Genomic DNA, 17936 nt, shown 5'->3' with positions numbered 1-17936 from the left:
GGCGCGCATGAAGATCCGGTCAGGCGCGCGACATCAACGCAGGTAGTCGAACAGCGACAGACCCTGGACCTTGGTGTAGACCTGCTGCGCGGCTTCCAGCGTCGTCATCTGCAGCTGCAGGCGCGCGATCGCGTCGGCGTAGTCGAGGTCGCGCAGATCGGACGCGGCGCTGGTGGCGTGCTCGCCGACCGCGGCGGACACGTCGAGCGCGTCGTCGATCGCATTGAGACGGATGCCGATGCCGGAACGCACGTCGCCGAAGTGATCCTCGGCGCCCTGCAGCGCCGTCAGGCCTTGCTGCAGCGCCGTCTGGATCTGCGCGCGCTGCGCCTCGCTGTCCTGCGGCTGGGCAACGAGCGTGGCGAGACCGTCGACCAGCGCGAACACGTCCTGCGTCGTCGACGGCCCGAGCGTGAACTGATCGCCGGCCGCCGGCGTGCCGCTGAAGCCCAGCGTCGTGCCGCGAAAGCCGATCGACGCACCGTCGGCATAGCTGCCGCTCTGCAGCACCGCACCGCCGCCGTCGACGATCTCGTAGTGGCCGGCGTCGCTGAAGCGCAGCGTGTACGAGCCGCCGTCCCAGGCCGCGGCGTCGCTGACGCTGGCCTTCGTCAGCGCCGCGCCGCCGGTATTGCCGGCCGCGGCGCTGACCGCGAAGCGGCCGTTGCCGGTCTTCAGGCCCATGAAGACGGCATCGCCCGGATCGTTCTGGGCAACATAACGCGTGCTGCCGATCTGCGCGCTGACCGTGGTCTGGTCGCCGGCGTAATCGGCGCTGCTGCCGTTCCAGCTGAACGGCAGCTCGGCGTCGTCGGCGCCGCCGAACAGGTAGCGGCCCTGCCCGTCGCTGGTATTGGCCAGCGCCAGCAGCTGGTCGCGGATGCTGACCAGCTCCTTGGCGATCGCCTGCCGCGAGCTGTCGGACTGCGACGCGGTGTTGGCCTGCACGACCAGCTCGCGCACGTGCTGCAGCAGGCCGATGCCGCTGGCGAGGCTGTCTTCGCCGAGCTGCAGGCGCGCCTGCGCGCTCTGCGCCGCCTGCGTGTACTGCTGGTTCTGCGCGAGCAGCTGATCGTAGTTCTGCGCCGCCGCCCAGCCGGCCGGATCGTCGGCGGCGGTGCGCCACTTCTGGTTGGCGCTGAGCTGTGTCTGGGTCCTGGCCAGCGCGTTCTGCTGGCGCTGCATCTCGGCAACGCCCTGCTGGTAGTGCCACGCGGTCGAGATTCTCATGCCGGTTCTCCGCCTCAGCCGCGCGCCGCCTGCAGCAGCGCCTGGAAGGTTTCGTTGGCGGTGGCGATCACTTGCGCCGCCGCCTGGTAGGCCTGCTGGAAGCGGATCAGGTCCGCCGCTTCCTCGTCGAGATTGACGCCCGACACCGACTCGCGCGCGGCCTGGGCCTGCGTCTGCACCGCGCTCTGCGCATCGAGCGCGAGGCTCGCCTGCTGGGCGGCGGTCGCCGCGCGCGTGGTCAGCGCCGACTGCGCCGCGTTCAGCGAGTCCATGCCGAACAAGGCCCGGCCGCCGAGCGCGGCGAGCGCCTGCGCGTTGCGGTTGTCGCTGCTGTTGGCGCCGGTCTGCTGCACCGAAAAGCTGTCGCCCGCCGCCGGCGTACCGCTTGGCGTCAGCGACCAGCCGTTGACGCTGATCGCGCTGCCGGCGCTGTACGCATAGCTGCCGCTGCCGTTGATCTGATAGGTGTTGGCGTCGATAAAGCGGATCGTCACCGGATCGGTCAGCGCCGCATTCGACGCGTCGCTGACCGCGATCGCGCCGAGCCCGGCGCTGTTGCCGCTCGCCGCGCTGGCGCTGACGGCGCTGGCCGCGGCGATGCGGCTCGGATCGCCGGTCGTCAGCGCCAGCTGCGCGGCGGCATCGGCGGTCGGCTGCACGAGAAACTTGTCGCCGGCCTGCGCGCTGCCGCTGACGGTGATCGCCACGCCGCCGAGCCTCAACGGATCGGCGGCACTGCCGCTGCCGCTCAGCGCCACGCTGGCGCCGCTGCGCGCGTCGGTCGCGGTCCAGGCGCTGCCGTCGAACTTCAGCACGTAATCGGAGGTGCCGAGCTGGCCGGCGTCGGCGATCGCGACCGAGAGGCCGGCATTTCCGGCGTTGGCGCTGGCCGGCAGCGCCTTGCCCGACGGCATCGTCAGCAGATCGCTGCCGCGATTGCCGTCCAGATCGACACCGGCCGCGTTCTGCGCGTTGACCGCCTGCGCGAAACCGGCGGCGAGCCGGCCGAGTTCGTTGCGCGTCGGATCGATCAGCTCGCGCCGCGTATCGAGCAGGCCGCCGATCGTGCCGCCGCTGAGCTGCGCGGTGACCGGCTGGCCGTTGTAGGTGACGTCGAGCCGGCCGCTGCCGTAGGCGTCGGCCGCGGTGCCGAGCGCCGTCGCCTTGCTGCCGAGCACCAGCGCCTGGCCGCTGGCGACGTAGACGTTGAGGCTGCCGTCGTCCTGCGTCACCGTCGAGATGCCGACGCGGCTGGCGATCTTCTGCACCAGCGCGTCGCGCTGGTCGAGCAGGTCGTTCGGCGGCTGGCCGCCGTACTGCGCCTGGGCGTTGACGATCTGCTCGTTGAGCTTGGCCAGCGCGCTGCCGTAGTCGTTGATCTCGGCGACCGTCGACTGCAGCGACTGGTCGACCTGCGCGTCCAGCGTGTCGAGCTGCGACTGCAGTGTCGAGAAGCGGTCGACGACGCTTTGCGCCGCGCCGAGCACGGTCTGCCGCGCGGCACTGGACGCCGGCGTCGACGCCAGCTGGCTGGCGGCGCTGAAGAAGGACTTCAGCGGCGTCGTCAGACTGGTGCCGCTGTCCGACAGCAGCGTGTCGATCTGCGCGGCGTAGCTGTTGTAGGCGTCGATGCGCGCATAGGCCGAGTTGCTGGTCTGCAGCCGCGCGCTGACCAGCGCGTCGGTGATGCGCTGCACCGACTGCACGCTGACGCCGGAGCCGACATAACCGCTGCCGGCGCCCGAGCCGAGTCGCGAGACCAGATCGACGCGCTGGCGCGAATAGCCTTCGGTATTGGCATTGGCGATGTTGTGGCTGGTCGTGTTCAGCGCCGTCTGGTAGGCCAGCAGCGCCGACACGCCGGTCGAAAGCAGATCGCTCATCGGCGGCTCCTCAGGCGCTCAGCGTGTCGCCGGCATCGCCGAGCGCGAGCTGCATCGCCGGCCCGTTGGCGATGCGCAGGATCTTGCTGGCGTAGGCCGGATCGGTCGCATAGCCGGCCTGCTGCAGGCCGTGCACGAAATTGGCGGCGCTGCCGCCATGACGCAGCGCCTGCGTGTAGCGCGGGTTCGACTTGAGGAAATCGACGTAGTTGTCGAAGGCCTCGCCGGCCGAGGCGTAGGTGCGGAAGTCGGCGCGCTGGCGCTGCGCCTGGCCGTCCACGTATTCGGTCGTCGTCGTGCGCACTTCGCCTCCCTCCCAGCGCTTATCGGCCTTGATGCCGAAAAAGTTGAACGTCGGCTGCCCGTCGGCGCCGCGCATCGCGTGCCGCCCCCAGCCGGTCTCGAGCGCGGCCTGGGCGATCAGCACGCGTGCCGGCACGCCCAGCTCGCGCGCCGCGCGCTCGGCGTGCGGGCGGATCGCCTGCACGAAGGCGCTGCGCGCGTCGCTGCCGGAAGCGGCGCCGCTCGCCGGCGGCGCGGCGGTCGCGGCCGGCGCCGCGCTCGTCGCCGGCGTCGACGTCGACGTCGATCTCGATGTCGATGTCGATGTCGATGCCGACGGCAGCGAGCCGCTCGACTGCGCATCGTCGCCCGCCGCCGCGTCGTGGCCGCGCAGCTGGCGCACCAGCAGATCGGCCAGGCCCAAACCCTTGCCGGACGACAGGTGCACGGCCATCTGCTGGTCGAACAGGTCCTGATAGAAATCGGTCTGTCCGCCGCCGGTCAGCGGATCGCCGGGCAAAGCCGCACGCGCACTCTTGAGCATCTGCTGCGTCAGCAGCGCCTCGAACTGCTGCGCGGCCTTGCGCACCGCCGCCTCGTCGTTGGCGCGCGCGCCGCGGCGCAGGGCGTTGAACTGGCCGAAATCGGTGATGCTGTCGGTGGGGCGGGCGCTCATGCGGCGACTCCGCGCGCGTTCGCCCGCAGCCGCCGCACATGTGGACGCCGCGCCAGGTGTACGGCCTGATCGGGCTTTTGATTTCGCGCTGAGGCGCGAGTCACTTCTCTTTGCTTGTGCAAAGAGAAGTAACCAAGAGAAAGCACACCCCTGGGTCGGCGCCGGCGCTGCGCGCCGGTCCGCTGCGATGCTCGGCACGAAGGGCGCGGCCGAAACTCGCATCGCTGCGCGATGCTCAGACACTCGGCCGCTTGTTTCCCTTCGCGCCTGCGCTTCTCGCCGCCTCCCAAGGGGACCCGTACGGCAAAAGCAACGACAGAGCTTCGCGGCGAGCACGCTTTGCTGTTCGCCTTTGGGTCCCCTTTGCGTAGCGCCGAGAAGCGCAGCCGGTCCGGGGCTGTCCGGCGCTGACTGTTTGAGCGGTGCGCAGCACCGCGAGTTTCAGCGCCGGCCGGGCCGGCGAGCATCGCAGGGAACCCCGCGTAGCGGGGCGCGTGAGCCAGGGGTGCATTTCTTTTGCCTACTTTTCTTTGGGCACGCAAAGAAAAGTAGGTCGCCGTCAAGGCGAAAACGCCGACGGATCGAGCGACGGCGTGTGCGGCGCCAGCCACACACATGCCGACCCGCCGAAGCTCCGCACCGTGCCGAATGTCCGCCGCCCGCACTGTCCTGCGCGCGCCCATCAGATCACCACCAGCTCCGCCCGCAGCGCGCCCGCTTCCTTCAGCGCCTCCAGGATCGCGACCAGATCGCCCGGCGCGGCGCCGACCTGGTTCACCGCCTTGACCAGATCGTCGAGGCTGACGCCGGCGTCGAACACGAACATGCGGCCGGCGCCGTCCTGCGTCACCTCGATCTGCGAACGCGGCACGACCACGGTCTGGCCCTCGCTGAACGCACCCGGCTGACTGACCTGCGGCTTCTCCGAGATCGTCACCGCCAGCGAACCGTGCGCGACCGCCGCCGGCATCACGCGCACGCCGCTGCCGATCACGACCGTGCCGGTGCGCGAATTGATGACCACGCGCGCCGCCGCCTCGCCCGGCGCCACCTCGATGTTCTCGAGCACCGACAGGAAGGCGACGCGCTGGCTGGGATCGGCCGGCGCGGCGACGCTGATCGTCACCGCGTCCTGAGCCCTGGCGAATTCGCCGCCGAGCACGGCGTTGATGCTCTTGGCCATGTGTGCGGCGGTGGTGAAATCCGGAGCATGGAGGTTGAAGCGCAACTCCGGCGCGGCGGCGAAACTGCTGGCGACGACGCGCTCGACCTGCGCCCCGTTCGGGATGCGGCCGGCGCTCGGCACGTTGATGGTGACGCGCGAGCCGTCCTTGCCGGAGACGCCGAGGCCGCCGACGACGACATTGCCCTGCGCGATCGCGTAGACCTGGCCGTCGGCGCCCTTCAGCGGCGTCATCAGCAGCGCGCCGCCGCGCAGCGAGCCGGCGTTGCCGAGCGAGGACACGGTGACGTCGATCTGCTGGCCCGGCTTGGCGAACGCCGGCAGCTCGGCGCTGACGGCGACGGCGGCGACGTTCTTGAGCTGCGGATTGACGTTGCTCGGCACGGTGATGCCGAGCTGCGCGAGCATCGACTTCAGGCTTTGCGTCGTGAACGGCGCCTGCGTGGTCTGGTCGCCGGTGCCGTCGAGGCCGACGACCAGGCCGTAGCCGATCAGCGGATTGCTGCGCACACCCTCGACCGCCGCCAGATCCTTGACGCGCTCGGCGCGCGCCGGGTCCGGCACCAGCAGCAGCGTGCCGAGCAGCAGACGGGCCACGCACAGCTGGCGTTGATGGCGGCGGGCGAGCAGGAAGCGCATGGCGGTCTCCGGGCGATCTCTAGAACGGGAACAGCACCGAATTGAAGAAGCGTGCCAGCCAGCCCATCGCGTTGGCGTCGGCGACCGCGCCGCTGCCGGCGTAGCGGATGCGCGCGTTGGCGACGCGATCCGAGCTGACCGTGTTGCCGGCGCCGATGTCGACCGGCCGCACGATGCCTTCGAGCATCACGCGCTCGGTGCCCTGGTTCAGCGACAGCTGCTTCTCGCCGCGCACGACCAGATTGCCGTTCGGCAGCACGCGCGTGACGACCACCGTGACCGAGCCCGACAGCGTGTTCGACTGCGTCGATGCGCCGCCGCCGGCGAACGACTGATCCGAGCCCAGATCGAAGCCGAGCACGCCGGTGCCGTTGACCGTCAGCGGCCGGCCGAACAGCGTCGGGTTGGCGATGCTGTCGCTGGTTTTCTTGCTGGTGCTGGTGTTGGCCTTCTTCTCGGCGCTGGTCTTCTCGACCAGCTGTACCGTCAGCAGATCGCCGACGCGGCGCGCCTTCTGATCCTCGAACAGGCTGATGCCGGCGCCGGCGGCATAGATCGCCCCGTCGCTCGCCGGCTGCGGCGCGACGGCGGCCTCGGGCGGCACCTCGAGCGGCTCGCGCGACGGTGCGCCGGCGCAGGCCGCGAGCAGGAGCGGCAGCAGCAGCGCTGCGGAGCGGCGCGTCACGGCGTTCACAGGTTCTGGGTGACGAACTGCAGCATCTGATCGGTGGTCGCGATCGCCTTCGAGTTCATCTCGTAAGCGCGCTGCGTCTCGATCATGTTGACCATCTCCTCGACGACGTTGACGTTCGAGGCTTCCAGCGAACCCTGCACCAGCGAGCCGAAGCCGCTCTGCGACGGCGCGCCGGTCTGCGGCGAACCGCTGGCGGCGGTTTCGGTGTAGAGGTTCTCGCCCTTCGGCTGCAGGCCGGCCGGATTGATGAAGTCGGCGGTCAGCAGCTGGCCGACCTGCTGCGGCTGCGCGTCGCCGCTGATCTGCACCGAGACGATGCCGTCGGCGCTGATCGAAATGCTCTGCGCGCCGGTCGGAATCTGGATGCCCGGCTGGATCGGATAGCCGCTGGACGTGACGAGCTGGCCCTGGCTGTCGAGCTTGAGACTGCCGTCGCGCGTATAGGCCAGCGTGCCGTCCGGCATCTGCACCTGAAGAAAGCCGCGGCCGTCGATGGCGACGTCGAGGGCGTTGCCGGTCTGCGACAGATTGCCCTGCGTGAAGCTCTTCTCGGTGGCGACCACGCGCACGCCGGTGCCGAGCATCTCGCCGGTCGGCGCCTGCGTCTGCTGCGAGGTCTGGGCGCCCGGCTGGCGTACCGTCTGGTACAGCAGATCCTCGAACGCGGCGCGGCCCTTCTTGAAGCCGGTCGTGTTGACGTTGGCGAGATTGTTGGACACGACGCTCATGCGCGTCTGCTGCGCATCGAGTCCGGTCTTGGCGACCCACAGGGCCTGATTCATGGCTGAGCTCCGACGGGATTTCGTCTGCTGTCACCGGCTCTACAAGTTCCGGACCAGCGCCGCGCGTGCCGGAAAGCCGGCGCGGCGCGCAAAAAGCGCAAAGTGGATAGCGGAGAGCGGCGCGGTGATCCGCGGCGCAACGGACGGGATCGGGTTGGCGGCGCGGGTCCGCCGCGCGGGTCCGCCACCGTGGCGCCGGAACGCCGGAGCGCCGGAGCGCCGGAACGCCGTGCCGGCGGCGCTTGCCGCCGGCGGCAGGCGCGAGGCGCCCGGCCGGGACGGTCCGCCGCCCGGGGCGCCGACGGTTTGCCGGTTCAGCCGGTCATCCGCGCCAGCGTCGACGACGCGGCGGCGTTGTCCTCGGCGGTCTTCATCAGCTTGGTCTGCAGCTCGAACTGCCGCGCGAGGCTGATCATGTTGACCATCGTCTCCGGCAGATTGACGTTGCTGCTTTCGAGCGCGCCGCTGCTGACGACGTTGCCGCTGGCCGGCGCCAGCGGCGTGCCGTCGCGGCTGCGCATCAGGCCGTCGTCGCCGCGCTGCAGCTGCTCCGGCGTGGCGCGCACGACGCGCAGGCGGCCGACGGCGGCGAGCGTCTCGCTGCCGCTGCCGAGCGGCTGGATGCTGATCGTGCCGTCGCCGCCGATCGTCAGGCCCTGCGCCTGCGGCAGCGCGATCGGACCGCCGTCGCCGAGCACGGCGAGCCCGGACGCGGTGCGCAGCTGGCCGCTGGCGTCGAGCTGCAGGTCGCCGGCCTTGGTATAGGCCTCGCGGCCGTCGCGGCCCTGCACCGCCAGCCAGGCGTCCTCGGCGAGCGCGACGTCGAGTTCGCGGCCGGTCTGCTGGATGCCGCCGCTGCGCGAATCCCAGCCGGCGGTGCCGGCCGCGGCGTTGACGCGCGTCGGCAGGCCCGGCCCCTGCACCGCCGCCGCGGCGCTGGCCAACAGCTCGGCGCGAAAGCCGGTGGTCGAGGCGTTGGCGAGATTGTGGTTGTTGATCGCCTGCTGGCGCAGCGTTTCGCTGGCGCCGGTCATCGCCACGTAGAGCGCGCGGTCCATGGGAGTTCTCCGTCAGCGGTCCGCGACCGCGGCGCCGCCATGGCGCCGCGAGCCGGATGCAGCGCCGGCGCGCGCCGCCGCGGAACCGCGGCGGACGGCGCTCGGTGAGGATTTCGCGGTGGCGGGCGACGTCGTCATCGTCAGCGCGTCTGTCTTCAGCGGATGTTGATGATGGTCTGCGTGATCTGGTCGGCCGTCGAGATCATCTGCGCGTTCGCCTGGTAGTTGCGCTGCGCGGTGATCATGTTGACGAGCTGCGCCGACAGATCGACGTTCGAGCCTTCGAGCGCGCCGGACTGGATCGCGCCGAAGTTCGGCGAATCGCCGCCGCCGCGGATCGGCTGGCCGGCGGCGAAGGTCTCGCCCCAGCCGGTGTCGCCGAGCTGCTGCAGGCCCTGCGGGTTCGGGAAGCGCGCCAGCGCGACCTGACCGAGCGGCGTCGCCTGACCGTTGGTGTAGCGCGCCTGGACGATGCCCTCGGCGGTGATTTCGATCGTCGTCAGCGAGCCGGTCGTGTAGCCGTCCTGCGTCAGGCTGTTGACGGCGAAGTCCTCGCCGTACTGCGTCGACTTGCCGAGATCGAGGCTCAGGTTCATCGCCGCCGCGCCGCTCGTCGGCGTGTACGTCGGCAGTGCGATCTGGCCGTTGGCCGGCGTCAGCAGGGTGCCGGAATCCGAGTACGTCAGCGTGCTGGAGCCGGCGTCGGCGCCGTCGATCTGCACGTGCACGTCCCAGCTGTTGGCGGTCGCGCCCTTCACGAAGTACAGCGCCGCCTGGTGCGCGGTGCCGAGCGAGTCGTAGACCTGCGTCGAGCGCGTGTAGTTGTAGCTGGCCGGATCGGTCGCGTCGAACGGCGTCGTGGTCGGCGCGCTGGCGCTCGACGGCAGGTTGACGTTGGCGTCGATGCCGCTCGTCGCCAGCGGCGGATTGGTCGAGGTCGACAGCTGCAGATCGGCGAGCCGCGCCGTGTCGAAGCTGCCGTTCGAGGTCGGCGGGAACACCTGCAGGCGCTGGCCGGCGGCGTTGACGACATAACCGTTCTTGTCGGTGCCGAAGGCGCCGGCGCGCGTGTAGACCATCGAGCCGTTGTCGGACAGCGTGAAGAAGCCTTCGCCGGAGATCGCCAGGTCGAGCGTGTTGCTGGTCGTGTTGATCGGCCCCTGCGTCATCTGCTGGGCGACGCGCGAGGTGCGCACGCCGACGCCGGTCGCCGTCGACGACAGGCCGTAGGCCGAGATCGGGAACAGGTCCGCGAACTCCGCGCGCGAGGACTTGAAGCCCGTGGTGTTGACGTTGGCGATGTTGTTGGCGGTGACGTTGAGGTCGGACGAAGCGGCGTTGAGGCCGGACAGCGCGATCTGGAAAGGCATTTTCGGTGTTCCTCTCGTTTAGAGAATCTGCAGGACGTCGGAGAGCGAGAACGCGCCGAGCCCCTGCAGGTCGAGCGTCAGGCCGCTGGCGCCGAGCTGCACGCTCTGCACGGCGCCGGTGGCGTAGGTGGTCAGCGCGCTTTCGCTCGTGCCCTGCACGAGGCGCGCCTGCAGCTTGTAGGTGCCGGCGTCGAGCGTCTCGCCGGCATTGTTCTTGCCGTCCCACGAGAAATTGGCGACGCCCTGGCTCTGCGTGCCGAGGTCGAGGGTGCGGATCACGCTGCCGCTGGCGTCGAGCACGTCGACCAGCACCTGGCCGCTGCTGCCGACCGCGACCGCGCCGTCGAGCGTGCCGCCGGCCGGCAGATAGCCGGCGCTGCTCGGCACCAGCACGTCGTGGCCGACCAGCTGCGCGGCCTGCAGCGTCTGGTAGCTGCTCAGCGAGCTGGACAGCTCGGCGAACGAATCGTTGAGCTTCTCGACGCCGGACACCGTGCTGATCTGCGCGAGCTGGCCGAGGAACTCGGTGTTGTCGACCGGCTTGAGCGGATTCTGGTTCTGCAGCTGCGTGGTCAGCAGCTTGAGGAAGGCGTCCTGGCCGAGCGCGTTGCTGCCGCTCTGGCTGCTGCTCTGCAGGCCGAGGCCGAGCGCGCTGTAGGGATTGTCGGCAACGTTGCTGGTGGCGGTCATGGCGGGGCTTACTTGCCGAGCGTGAGCGTGCGCAGCGCCAGTTCCTTGGCGGTGTTCATCACGTCGACGCTGGATTGATAGGAACGCGAGGCCGAGATCATGTTGACCATCTCCTCGACGACGTTGACGTTCGGCGCGTAGACGTAGCCGTCGGCGTCGGCGAGCGGATGGCCCGGCTCGTAGCGCTTTTCCGGCGCCGCCTGGCTTTCGACGATGCCGAGCACCTGCACGCCGGCGCTGTCCTGGCTGCCCGGCTCGCTCAGCGTCTTGAAGACCGGCAGGCGCGCCTTGTAGACCTCGTCCGGATTGCCGGACACGGCATCGGCGTTGGCGAGGTTGCTGGCCACCGTGTTGAGCCGCGCCGACTGCGCGCTCATCGCGCTGCCGGCGATATCGAAGATGCGGAACGAGGACATGGTCGGTCTCCTGCGCCGCCGGCTACTGGCCGGTGATCGCGGTGATCAGGCTCTTGATCTTGCCGTCGAGGAAATTGAGGCTGGCCTGATAGCGCAGCGCCGCGTCGGCGTACTGGCCCTGCTCGACCTGCACGTCGACGGTATTGCCGTCGACCGCCGGCTGCAGCGGCACGCGGTACTGCGGCTGCGCCTGGGTCAGCGTCTGCGTCACCGCGCCACCGTCGGCACCGCCGGCCGCGGCTTTCTGCGCGCCGGCGAGCACGCTGCGGAAATCCAGATCGCGCGCCTGGAAGCCCGGCGTGTCGGCATTGGCGATGTTGGCGGCGATCAGCTCGAGCCGGCGCCGCTGCACCTGCAGCGCCTGCTCCTGGATTCCGAACGATGCGTAGTCGATGGCCATCGGCGACGGCTCCTCGTGGGTCTGCACCCCCGAGGCAAGCCATGTGCCAGACGCCGCGCCGGCCGTCGCGCGCGGCGCAAACGCCGCTCAGGCCGAGGCCAGGACCTCGTGCAGGCGCGCGAGCACCGCACCGGCCAGTTCGTCGGCGCTGAACTTGGCGATGAAGCGGTCGGCGCCGACCTTGTCGACCATGGCATTGTTGAAAACGCCCGACAGCGAGGTATGCAGCAGCACGTACAGATCGCGCAGCGCGGCGTCGCGCCGGATTTCCGTCGTCAGGCGGTAGCCGTCGAGCGTCGGCATCTCGATGTCCGAGATCACCATCAGCAGCTGTTCGGCGAGCGGCGCCGCGGCCGCCATCTCGCGCAGCCGGGCCAGCGCCTCGGCGCCGTCGGCGGCCTCGATCGAGGCCAGGCCCAGCTCGCGCAGCACGCGTTCGACCTGCGCCCGCGCGACGCGCGAATCGTCGACCACCATCACCTTGAGGCCGCCGGCGTCGAGCTGGCGGGCGCTGTCGCCGATCGACGCCGTCAGCGCGCGCGGGCCGCCGAGAATCTCGGCGAGCACCTTTTCGACGTCGATGATCTCGACCAGCTGGTTCTGGTAGTGCGTGACCGCCGTCAGATATCCGTCGCCGGCGCCTTCCGGCGGCGTGCGCAGCTCGGCGACGTCGAGGTGGGCGATGCGCTCGACCTGGGCGACGTGAAACGCCTGCACCGAGCGGTTGAACTCGGCGACGATCAGATGGCCGGCGGCGGCCGACTCGCCCTCGGCGCCGATCGCCGCGCGCAGGTCGATGACCGGCACGATGCGGCCGCGCAGGTCGGCGACGCCGAGGATGTGCGGATGCGCGCCCGGCATGCGCGTCAGCGGCGGCGTGCGCACGACTTCCTGCACCTTGAAGACATTGATGCCAAAAATCTGGCGCGGGCCGAGCCGGAACAGCAACAGGGCCAGCCGGTTGTGGCCGGCGAGCTGGGTACTGCGGGCGATGCTTTCGAGAAGTCCGGTAGCCATGACGTCGAGCCGGGAAGCGCTGTCCCGGGTATCGGCGCCGGCGCTTCCGACTTGAGCGCGGCACGGGCGCGGCGCGGGCACGGCACTTGCCTCGCCCCGGCCATGAACCGTCCGCGCTTCCTCCTCGCCGCCGTCCTGCTGCTGGTCGCCGCCGCGCCGGCCGCCGCGCAGGATGCGACCGAACCGCTCGAACGCATCCGCCAGCTCGCCGAAGCCGCCGCGCGGCGCGGCCTGCCCGCCAGCGCCGAGGTGCAGGCCGACGCGCTCGACCCGCGCCTGCGCCTGCCGGCCTGCGCGCGCACGCCGCAGGCCGAGGCCGGCGACGCGCGCGGCGCCGCGCTCAGCGTCACGCTGCGCTGCGCGACGCCGAGCGCGTGGACGCTGTACGTGCCGGTGCGGGTCCGCGACCTGCGCCCGGTGCTGGTGCTGACGCGCGCCGTGCGCCGCGGCGAGCCGGTCGAGGCCGGCCTGTTCCGCACCGAGACGCGCGATGTCGCGCAGCTGCCGTTCGGCCATCTCGCCGCGCTCGACGCCGACGCGCCGGCCGAGTTCCGCCGCCCGCTCGCCGCCGGCCAGGCGCCGGGCCCGGACGATCTGGCGCCGGCGCGCTGCATCCGCCGCGGCGATCCAGTCACGCTGATCGGACGCAGCGCCGGCATCGAGGTGCGCGCCGAAGGCAAGGCGCTCGCCGACGGCGCTCGCGGCCACCGCATCCGCGTCGAGAATTCGCGCTCGCGGCGCGTCGTCGAGGGCACCGTCACCGCCCCCGGGATCGTCGAGCTGTGACGCCCGTCGAGCGGCACCTAAAGTTTCACCACGGCCCGCCGCTACCCGGACCAGAACCGGATTTTCGAGGCAGGGCGCGGCGATGACCAGCAAGATCAGTGGCAGTCCGATGGACGCTTATGCGGCGCTCGCGCGCCCGGCCGCCGCCGGCGCCCGCAGCGGCGCGACGACGCCGACCGCGGCGCCCGGCGCCACGGACTCGGTGCAGCTCACCGACCGGGCCCTGCTGCTGCAGGACGCCAGCGCGCTCGCGCACCAGGCCAGCGGCATCGACACGGCCAAGGTCGAAACCGTCAGCCGCGCGCTGCGCGACGGCAGCTACCGCATCGACCCGCAGGCGATCGCCGCCAAGATGCTGCAGAGCGAACGGGAGATCTACGGATGAGCGAAAGCCTCGCACAGCAGCTGCGCGGCAACCTGGAGGCACAGCGCGACTGTGCGCAGCGCCTGCTCGGTCTGCTGCAGGAGGAACGCACGGCGCTGATCGCCAGCGACGTCGAGCGCCTGGAAACGATCACCCGCACCAAGGCCGAGGCCGCCGGCCTGATGCAGACGCTCGGCCAGGCGCTGCAGCAGCTGCGCGGCGCGGCGAGCATCGAGCGGCTGCTGGCCTCGCTGCGCGAGCACGCGCCGGCCGCGCTGTGGCGCGAACTGCTGGGCCTGGCCGCGCAATGCCAGCGCGCCAACGACGACAACGCCGTACTGCTCGGCACGCGCGAAGCGCAGCTCAAGCAGACGCTGCGCGCGTTCCGGCCGCCGGAATCGCCCGAACTCTACGGCCGCAGCGGCTATGCCGCGCTCGGCCTGCCGGCACGCGACTTCGGCAGCGCCTGAGGCGCGGCGGCAGCCTTGCGTCCGCGACGCCGGCGACGTGCAATGCCGGCATGAATCCGCCGTTGCTCGAAGCCCGTCGCGTCGACATCACCACGCTGGCCGTCGACGCCATCGTCAACGCCGCCAATGAAAGCCTGCTCGGCGGCGGCGGCGTCGACGGCGCGATCCACCGCGCCGCCGGTCCGCAACTGCGCGCCGCATGCCGCACGCTCGGCGGCTGCCCGACCGGCGAGGCGCGGGTCACCGCCGGCTACCGCCTGCCGGCGCGGCGGGTGATTCACACCGTCGGCCCGGTCTGGCAGGGCGGCGGCGCCGGCGAGCCCGAATCGCTCGCCCGTTGCTATCGCAACAGCCTGGCGCTCGCCGAGACGCTGCAGCTGCGCACGCTGGCCTTCCCGGCGATCTCCTGCGGCGTCTACGGCTATCCCTGGGCAGCGGCGACCGCGATCGCGGTGCGCGAGGTGCGCGCGCAGCTGCAGCGCACGCGCACGCTGCGCGCGGTGCTGTTCGCCTGTTTCTCCGCCGACATGCTGGCGCTGTACGAGCGCGCGCTGGCCGCGCCGCCGTGAGCGGGCGTTACGCGGCGTTACGGACGCCGGACGGCGCGACGTAGTACAAGACGCGCCTGTTCCATCGACCGTCCACCGCCGTGCGCCCTCTGCTCCGCCGCCTCGCCCTCGTCCTCTTCCTCGCGTCGCTGCAGGCCTGCGGAGGCGGCGGCAGCGGCGATGGCGGCGAGCCGCCGGCAGCCGCCCAGGCACTGACGCTGGACGCCACGCTCGCCGGCTATCCGCAGGCCTACGACGTCTACGATCCGGGCAACGCGACGCGCGCCGTGGTCTTCCTGCACGGCGGCATGGGCGACAAGGCCTCGTTCGCGTACAAGCTCGGCCTGCTCACGCAGTCCGGCACGCCGAGCAGCGCCACCGTGAACTGGAACTGGCTCGCCGCGCATCGCCTGCTCGCCGTGTTCCCGCAGGGCCAGCATCGCGCCGACGCGCCGAAGGCGACGACCTGGTCGAACTACGTGATGGATTCGGGCGCCGACGATCGCGCCTTTCTCGCCGCACTCGCCGGCACGCTGGCCTCGCGCAGCGGCATCGCCGCCGTGCACTTCGTCGGCCACTCCAACGGCGGCATGATGGTCAACCGCCTGTGGTGCGAGGCACCGCGCGCGGCGTCGGTCTACGTCGCGCTCGCCGGCCCGGCCTCCGAGCACTTCCTGGCCGCGGCGACGCCGTGCGCGCCGTCGCTGCAGCGGCCCTACCTCGGCATCGTCGGCGCGCAGGACGACGTGCTGCAGGCCAAGGGCCACTGGAGCGACGCGACCTGGACGATCACCCCGGTGCTGGCCGACACGCCGGCCTTCCTCGACCCGGTGCTGATCGGCGAGTGGGCGCAGTTCCAGGCCCGCGTCGCCGCCGTCTGCGGCGAGAACCCGACGCTGGCCGGCGCCGTGACCGTCGACCAGACCGAGATCTGGACGCACTGCGGCGGCCGCCTCGAAGTGCGGCGTCCGCTGCAGCTCGACCACAGCCTCGGCCTGCCGGAGGCGAACGGCGGCACCTCGCTGCTCGACACCGTCGTCGACTTCATCGACGCCCAGAACGCGCCCTGATCGCCCCTGATCGCCCCCTGATCGCGCCGCGCCCGATGCGCAGGCCGCCGCGCCACGCGGCGGTCTGGGATAATGGCGCATGCAAGAAACCCCCGCGGATACCTTTCCCCTCTTCGTCACCTGCTCGCGCGGCGTCGAGCCGCTGCTGGTCGCCGAGCTGACGGCGCTCGGCGCGATCGGCGCCGGCGAGAAGCGCGGCGGCGTCGCCTGCAGCGCGACGCTCGAAACCGCCTACCGCGCCTGCCTGTGGTCGCGGCTCGCCAGCCGCGTGCTGCTGCCGCTGAAGACCTTCGCGCTCGGCGACGCGCAGGCGATCTACGACGCCGCCGGCGAAATCGTCTGGCCGGACCTGTTCGCCTCGCACAGCCGCTTCGCGATCGAGGTCGCCGGCCGCACGCCGGGCATCGCCAATACGCATTTCGCCGGCCTCAAGCTCAAGGACGCGATCGTCGACGGCTTCCGCGCCGCCGGCTTCGAGCGGCCGAGCGTCGACACCGACGATCCCGACATCCGCCTGCACCTGCACCTCGACCGCGAACAGGGCACGCTGAGCCTCGACCTCGCCGGCGAAAGCCTGCACCGCCGCGGCTATCGCGCGCGCGGCGTCGAGGCGCCGCTGAAGGAGAACCTCGCCTGCGCGATCCTCGTGCGCAGCGGCTGGCCGGAGCTGATGACGCAGGCCGACGCGCCGCTCGTCGATCCGATGTGCGGCTCCGGCACCTTGCTGATCGAAGGCGCCTGGATGGCCGCCGACATCGCGCCCGGTCTGCTGCGCGAGCGCTGGGGTTTCGAAGCCTGGCTCGACCACAAGCCGGCGCTGTGGCAGCGCCTGCTGACCGAAGCCGGGCGCCGCCGCGCCGCCGGCCTCGCCGCGCTGCAGGCGCGCTTCTATGGCCGCGACCTCGAACCGCGCGCGATCGCGGCGGCGAAAGCGAACGCCGAGCGCGCCGGACTTGCCGGCAAGCTGCAGCTCGAGATCGGCGACGCGATCGATCTGCGCGCGCCGGGCCCGGTGCCGGGCCTGGTCGTCACCAATCCGCCGTACGGCGAGCGCCTCGCCCACGAGGCCGAGCTGGTCAAGCTCTATTCGCTGCTCGGCGTGACGCTGCAGCAGCACTTCGGCGGCTGGCGCTTCGGCTTCTTCACCGCGCGCGACGATCTCGCGCAGCGCCTGGGCCTGCGCGCGACCAAGATTTCCTCGCTCTACAACGGCGCGATCCCCTGCAAGCTGCTGCGCTTCGACATTCCCGGCGGCGCGGCCGCGACCGCCGAGGGCGCGACGCCGCCGGCCGCCGCCGAACCGGCCGAGGACTTCGCCAACCGCCTGCGCAAGAACATCCGCCATCTCGGCAAATGGGCCAAGCGCAGCGGCGTGAGCTGCTGGCGCGTCTACGACGCCGACCTGCCCGAGTACGCGGTCGCCGTCGACCTCTATGAAACCGTCGACGGCGAGCGCCACGCGCACGTGCAGGAATACGCGGCGCCGAAGACCGTCGATCCGGCGCGCGCCGAGAAGCGCCTGCGCGGCGCGCTGGCCGGCGTGCAGTCGGTGCTGGAGATTCCGCCGGCACGCCTGCACTACAAGCTGCGCCAGTCGCAGAAGGGCACGAGCCAGTACCAGCGCCAGAGCGAGGCCGAGCGTCTGCACGTGATCGACGAGTACGGCTGCAAGCTGTACGTGAACTTCGACGACTACCTCGACACCGGCGTGTTCCTCGACCACCGGCCGATCCGCCTGCGCATCCAGAAGGAAGCCGCCGGCAAGCGCTTCCTGAACCTGTTCTGCTACACGGCCTCGGCCAGCGTGCACGCGGCGCGCGGCGGCGCGGCGAGCACGCTGTCGCTGGACATGTCGAACACGTACCTCGACTGGGCGCAGCGCAACCTGCTGCTCAACGACTTCCACTCGCAGCAGTACGAGCGTCCGCCGCTGCCCGGCACCAAGCTGCCGAAGCACGCGCTGGTGCGCGCCGACTGCCTCGCCTGGCTCGAAACGCGCGCCGAACTGCCGACGCCGCCGCAGTTCGATCTGATCTTCCTCGATCCGCCGACCTTCTCGAACTCGAAGAAGATGGAAGGCACGCTCGACATCCAGCGCGACCACGGCCCGCTGATCCGCTACACGATGGCGCTGCTGGCACCCGGCGGCACGCTGTACTTCTCGACCAACCGCCACGGCTTCAAGCTCGATGCGCTGCTCGAAGGCCAGTTCGAAGCGCGCGACATCACCGCGCAGACGCTCGACGAGGACTTCAAGCGCCCGCCGCCGGCGCACAAGTGCTGGGCGATCCGGCGCCGCGAGGGCGGCAGCCTGCCGAGCTTCACGAACGTCGCGGTCGGTGCCGACGAGGACGAAGACTGAAGACCCCGTCGGGCCG

18 protein-coding genes are annotated in these 17936 nt (G+C 71.2%); 6 read left to right on the top strand and 12 right to left on the bottom strand.

All coding sequences use genetic code 11. The features are described from left to right. Positions 1–33 precede the first annotated feature (33 nt). From flgL to K343_RS0104120, 12 genes are all read right to left on the bottom strand, one after another. Positions 34–1230 (bottom strand): flagellar hook-associated protein FlgL, encoded by a 1197-nt coding sequence (gene flgL / locus K343_RS0104175; protein ID WP_028006981.1) that lies wholly within the window; start codon positions 1228–1230, stop codon positions 34–36. Between the two features lie 14 nt (positions 1231–1244). Then, positions 1245–3113: a flagellar hook-associated protein FlgK gene (gene flgK / locus K343_RS0104170; RefSeq protein WP_028006980.1), complete on the bottom strand. Its 1869-nt coding sequence runs from the start codon at positions 3111–3113 to the stop codon at positions 1245–1247. A gap of 10 nt (positions 3114–3123) precedes the next feature. Continuing rightward, entirely contained in the window at positions 3124–4071 is a 948-nt protein-coding gene (gene flgJ, locus K343_RS0104165) for a flagellar assembly peptidoglycan hydrolase FlgJ (protein WP_028006979.1), read from the bottom strand. Positions 4072–4753: 682 nt separating this feature from the next. Continuing rightward, complete coding sequence (locus K343_RS0104160; protein WP_051277937.1) at positions 4754–5893, bottom strand: flagellar basal body P-ring protein FlgI; 1140 nt, start codon at positions 5891–5893, stop codon at positions 4754–4756. Positions 5894–5912: 19 nt separating this feature from the next. Beyond that, on the bottom strand, positions 5913–6587 hold the full coding sequence (gene flgH / locus K343_RS0104155; RefSeq protein WP_028006977.1) for a flagellar basal body L-ring protein FlgH: 675 nt from the start codon (positions 6585–6587) through the stop codon (positions 5913–5915). Then, complete coding sequence (flgG, locus tag K343_RS0104150) at positions 6584–7369, bottom strand: flagellar basal-body rod protein FlgG (protein ID WP_028006976.1); 786 nt, start codon at positions 7367–7369, stop codon at positions 6584–6586. The genes flgH and flgG overlap by 4 nt, the downstream gene beginning before the upstream one ends. Positions 7370–7683: 314 nt before the next feature. Then, complete coding sequence (locus K343_RS0104145) at positions 7684–8427, bottom strand: flagellar basal body rod protein FlgF (protein ID WP_028006975.1); 744 nt, start codon at positions 8425–8427, stop codon at positions 7684–7686. Positions 8428–8582: 155 nt separating this feature from the next. Beyond that, entirely contained in the window at positions 8583–9797 is a 1215-nt protein-coding gene (flgE, locus tag K343_RS0104140) for a flagellar hook protein FlgE (protein WP_028006974.1), read from the bottom strand. Between the two features lie 18 nt (positions 9798–9815). Continuing rightward, positions 9816–10487, bottom strand: coding sequence for a flagellar hook assembly protein FlgD (locus K343_RS0104135; RefSeq protein ID WP_028006973.1), 672 nt, complete (start codon positions 10485–10487; stop codon positions 9816–9818). 8 nt (positions 10488–10495) lie between these two features. Beyond that, a complete protein-coding gene (gene flgC, locus K343_RS0104130) occupies positions 10496–10903 on the bottom strand; it encodes a flagellar basal body rod protein FlgC (protein ID WP_028006972.1) in 408 nt (135 codons plus the stop codon). A gap of 22 nt (positions 10904–10925) precedes the next feature. Beyond that, entirely contained in the window at positions 10926–11303 is a 378-nt protein-coding gene (flgB, locus tag K343_RS0104125; protein WP_028006971.1) for a flagellar basal body rod protein FlgB, read from the bottom strand. 87 nt (positions 11304–11390) lie between these two features. Next, entirely contained in the window at positions 11391–12320 is a 930-nt protein-coding gene (locus tag K343_RS0104120; RefSeq protein ID WP_028006970.1) for a chemotaxis protein, read from the bottom strand. A 102-nt stretch (positions 12321–12422) separates the two neighbouring features. Between K343_RS0104120 and flgA the strand changes: the two genes are divergently transcribed. The 6 genes from flgA to rlmKL all read left to right on the top strand — a co-directional run bounded on the left by flgA (position 12423) and on the right by rlmKL (position 17920). After that, positions 12423–13106 carry a flagellar basal body P-ring formation chaperone FlgA gene (gene flgA / locus K343_RS0104115; RefSeq protein ID WP_028006969.1) on the top strand — a complete coding sequence of 228 codons (684 nt, stop codon included), beginning with the start codon at positions 12423–12425 and terminating at the stop codon, positions 13104–13106. Positions 13107–13188: 82 nt separating this feature from the next. Further along, positions 13189–13491, top strand: a complete 303-nt coding sequence (gene flgM, locus K343_RS0104110) for a flagellar biosynthesis anti-sigma factor FlgM (protein WP_028006968.1) — start codon at positions 13189–13191, stop codon at positions 13489–13491. Then, positions 13488–13940 (top strand): flagella synthesis protein FlgN, encoded by a 453-nt coding sequence (locus K343_RS0104105; protein ID WP_028006967.1) that lies wholly within the window; start codon positions 13488–13490, stop codon positions 13938–13940. Before flgM ends, K343_RS0104105 begins: the two co-directional genes overlap by 4 nt. A gap of 50 nt (positions 13941–13990) precedes the next feature. After that, on the top strand, positions 13991–14509 hold the full coding sequence (locus K343_RS0104100) for an O-acetyl-ADP-ribose deacetylase (protein WP_028006966.1): 519 nt from the start codon (positions 13991–13993) through the stop codon (positions 14507–14509). An 80-nt stretch (positions 14510–14589) separates the two neighbouring features. Then, positions 14590–15558: an alpha/beta hydrolase family protein gene (locus K343_RS0104095; RefSeq protein ID WP_028006965.1), complete on the top strand. Its 969-nt coding sequence runs from the start codon at positions 14590–14592 to the stop codon at positions 15556–15558. Between the two features lie 79 nt (positions 15559–15637). After that, on the top strand, positions 15638–17920 hold the full coding sequence (gene rlmKL / locus K343_RS0104090) for a bifunctional 23S rRNA (guanine(2069)-N(7))-methyltransferase RlmK/23S rRNA (guanine(2445)-N(2))-methyltransferase RlmL (RefSeq protein WP_028006964.1): 2283 nt from the start codon (positions 15638–15640) through the stop codon (positions 17918–17920). Positions 17921–17936: the final 16 nt, after the last annotated feature.

This window comes from Solimonas flava DSM 18980 (assembly GCF_000426685.1).
In the GTDB taxonomy this organism is placed as follows: Bacteria; Pseudomonadota; Gammaproteobacteria; order Nevskiales; family Nevskiaceae; genus Solimonas; species Solimonas flava.
The sequence above is the reverse complement of the archived record's forward strand: the minus strand, read 5'-3'. Positions and strand labels throughout refer to the sequence as shown.

What these genes read in the sequence shown, in the direction of transcription:
- flgL (WP_028006981.1), bottom strand. Translation starts at nt 1,230, where the DNA reads ATGAGAATCTCGACCGCGTGGCACTACCAGCAGGGCGTTGCCGAGATG.
- flgK (WP_028006980.1), bottom strand. Translation starts at nt 3,113, where the DNA reads ATGAGCGATCTGCTTTCGACCGGCGTGTCGGCGCTGCTGGCCTACCAG.
- flgJ (WP_028006979.1), bottom strand. Translation starts at nt 4,071, where the DNA reads ATGAGCGCCCGCCCCACCGACAGCATCACCGATTTCGGCCAGTTCAAC.
- K343_RS0104160 (WP_051277937.1), bottom strand. Translation starts at nt 5,893, where the DNA reads ATGCGCTTCCTGCTCGCCCGCCGCCATCAACGCCAGCTGTGCGTGGCC.
- flgG (WP_028006976.1), bottom strand. Translation starts at nt 7,369, where the DNA reads ATGAATCAGGCCCTGTGGGTCGCCAAGACCGGACTCGATGCGCAGCAG.
- K343_RS0104145 (WP_028006975.1), bottom strand. Translation starts at nt 8,427, where the DNA reads ATGGACCGCGCGCTCTACGTGGCGATGACCGGCGCCAGCGAAACGCTG.
- flgE (WP_028006974.1), bottom strand. Translation starts at nt 9,797, where the DNA reads ATGCCTTTCCAGATCGCGCTGTCCGGCCTCAACGCCGCTTCGTCCGAC.
- K343_RS0104135 (WP_028006973.1), bottom strand. Translation starts at nt 10,487, where the DNA reads ATGACCGCCACCAGCAACGTTGCCGACAATCCCTACAGCGCGCTCGGC.
- flgC (WP_028006972.1), bottom strand. Translation starts at nt 10,903, where the DNA reads ATGTCCTCGTTCCGCATCTTCGATATCGCCGGCAGCGCGATGAGCGCG.
- flgB (WP_028006971.1), bottom strand. Translation starts at nt 11,303, where the DNA reads ATGGCCATCGACTACGCATCGTTCGGAATCCAGGAGCAGGCGCTGCAG.
- K343_RS0104120 (WP_028006970.1), bottom strand. Translation starts at nt 12,320, where the DNA reads ATGGCTACCGGACTTCTCGAAAGCATCGCCCGCAGTACCCAGCTCGCC.
- flgA (WP_028006969.1), top strand. Translation starts at nt 12,423, where the DNA reads ATGAACCGTCCGCGCTTCCTCCTCGCCGCCGTCCTGCTGCTGGTCGCC.
- flgM (WP_028006968.1), top strand. Translation starts at nt 13,189, where the DNA reads ATGACCAGCAAGATCAGTGGCAGTCCGATGGACGCTTATGCGGCGCTC.
- K343_RS0104105 (WP_028006967.1), top strand. Translation starts at nt 13,488, where the DNA reads ATGAGCGAAAGCCTCGCACAGCAGCTGCGCGGCAACCTGGAGGCACAG.
- K343_RS0104100 (WP_028006966.1), top strand. Translation starts at nt 13,991, where the DNA reads ATGAATCCGCCGTTGCTCGAAGCCCGTCGCGTCGACATCACCACGCTG.
- rlmKL (WP_028006964.1), top strand. Translation starts at nt 15,638, where the DNA reads ATGCAAGAAACCCCCGCGGATACCTTTCCCCTCTTCGTCACCTGCTCG.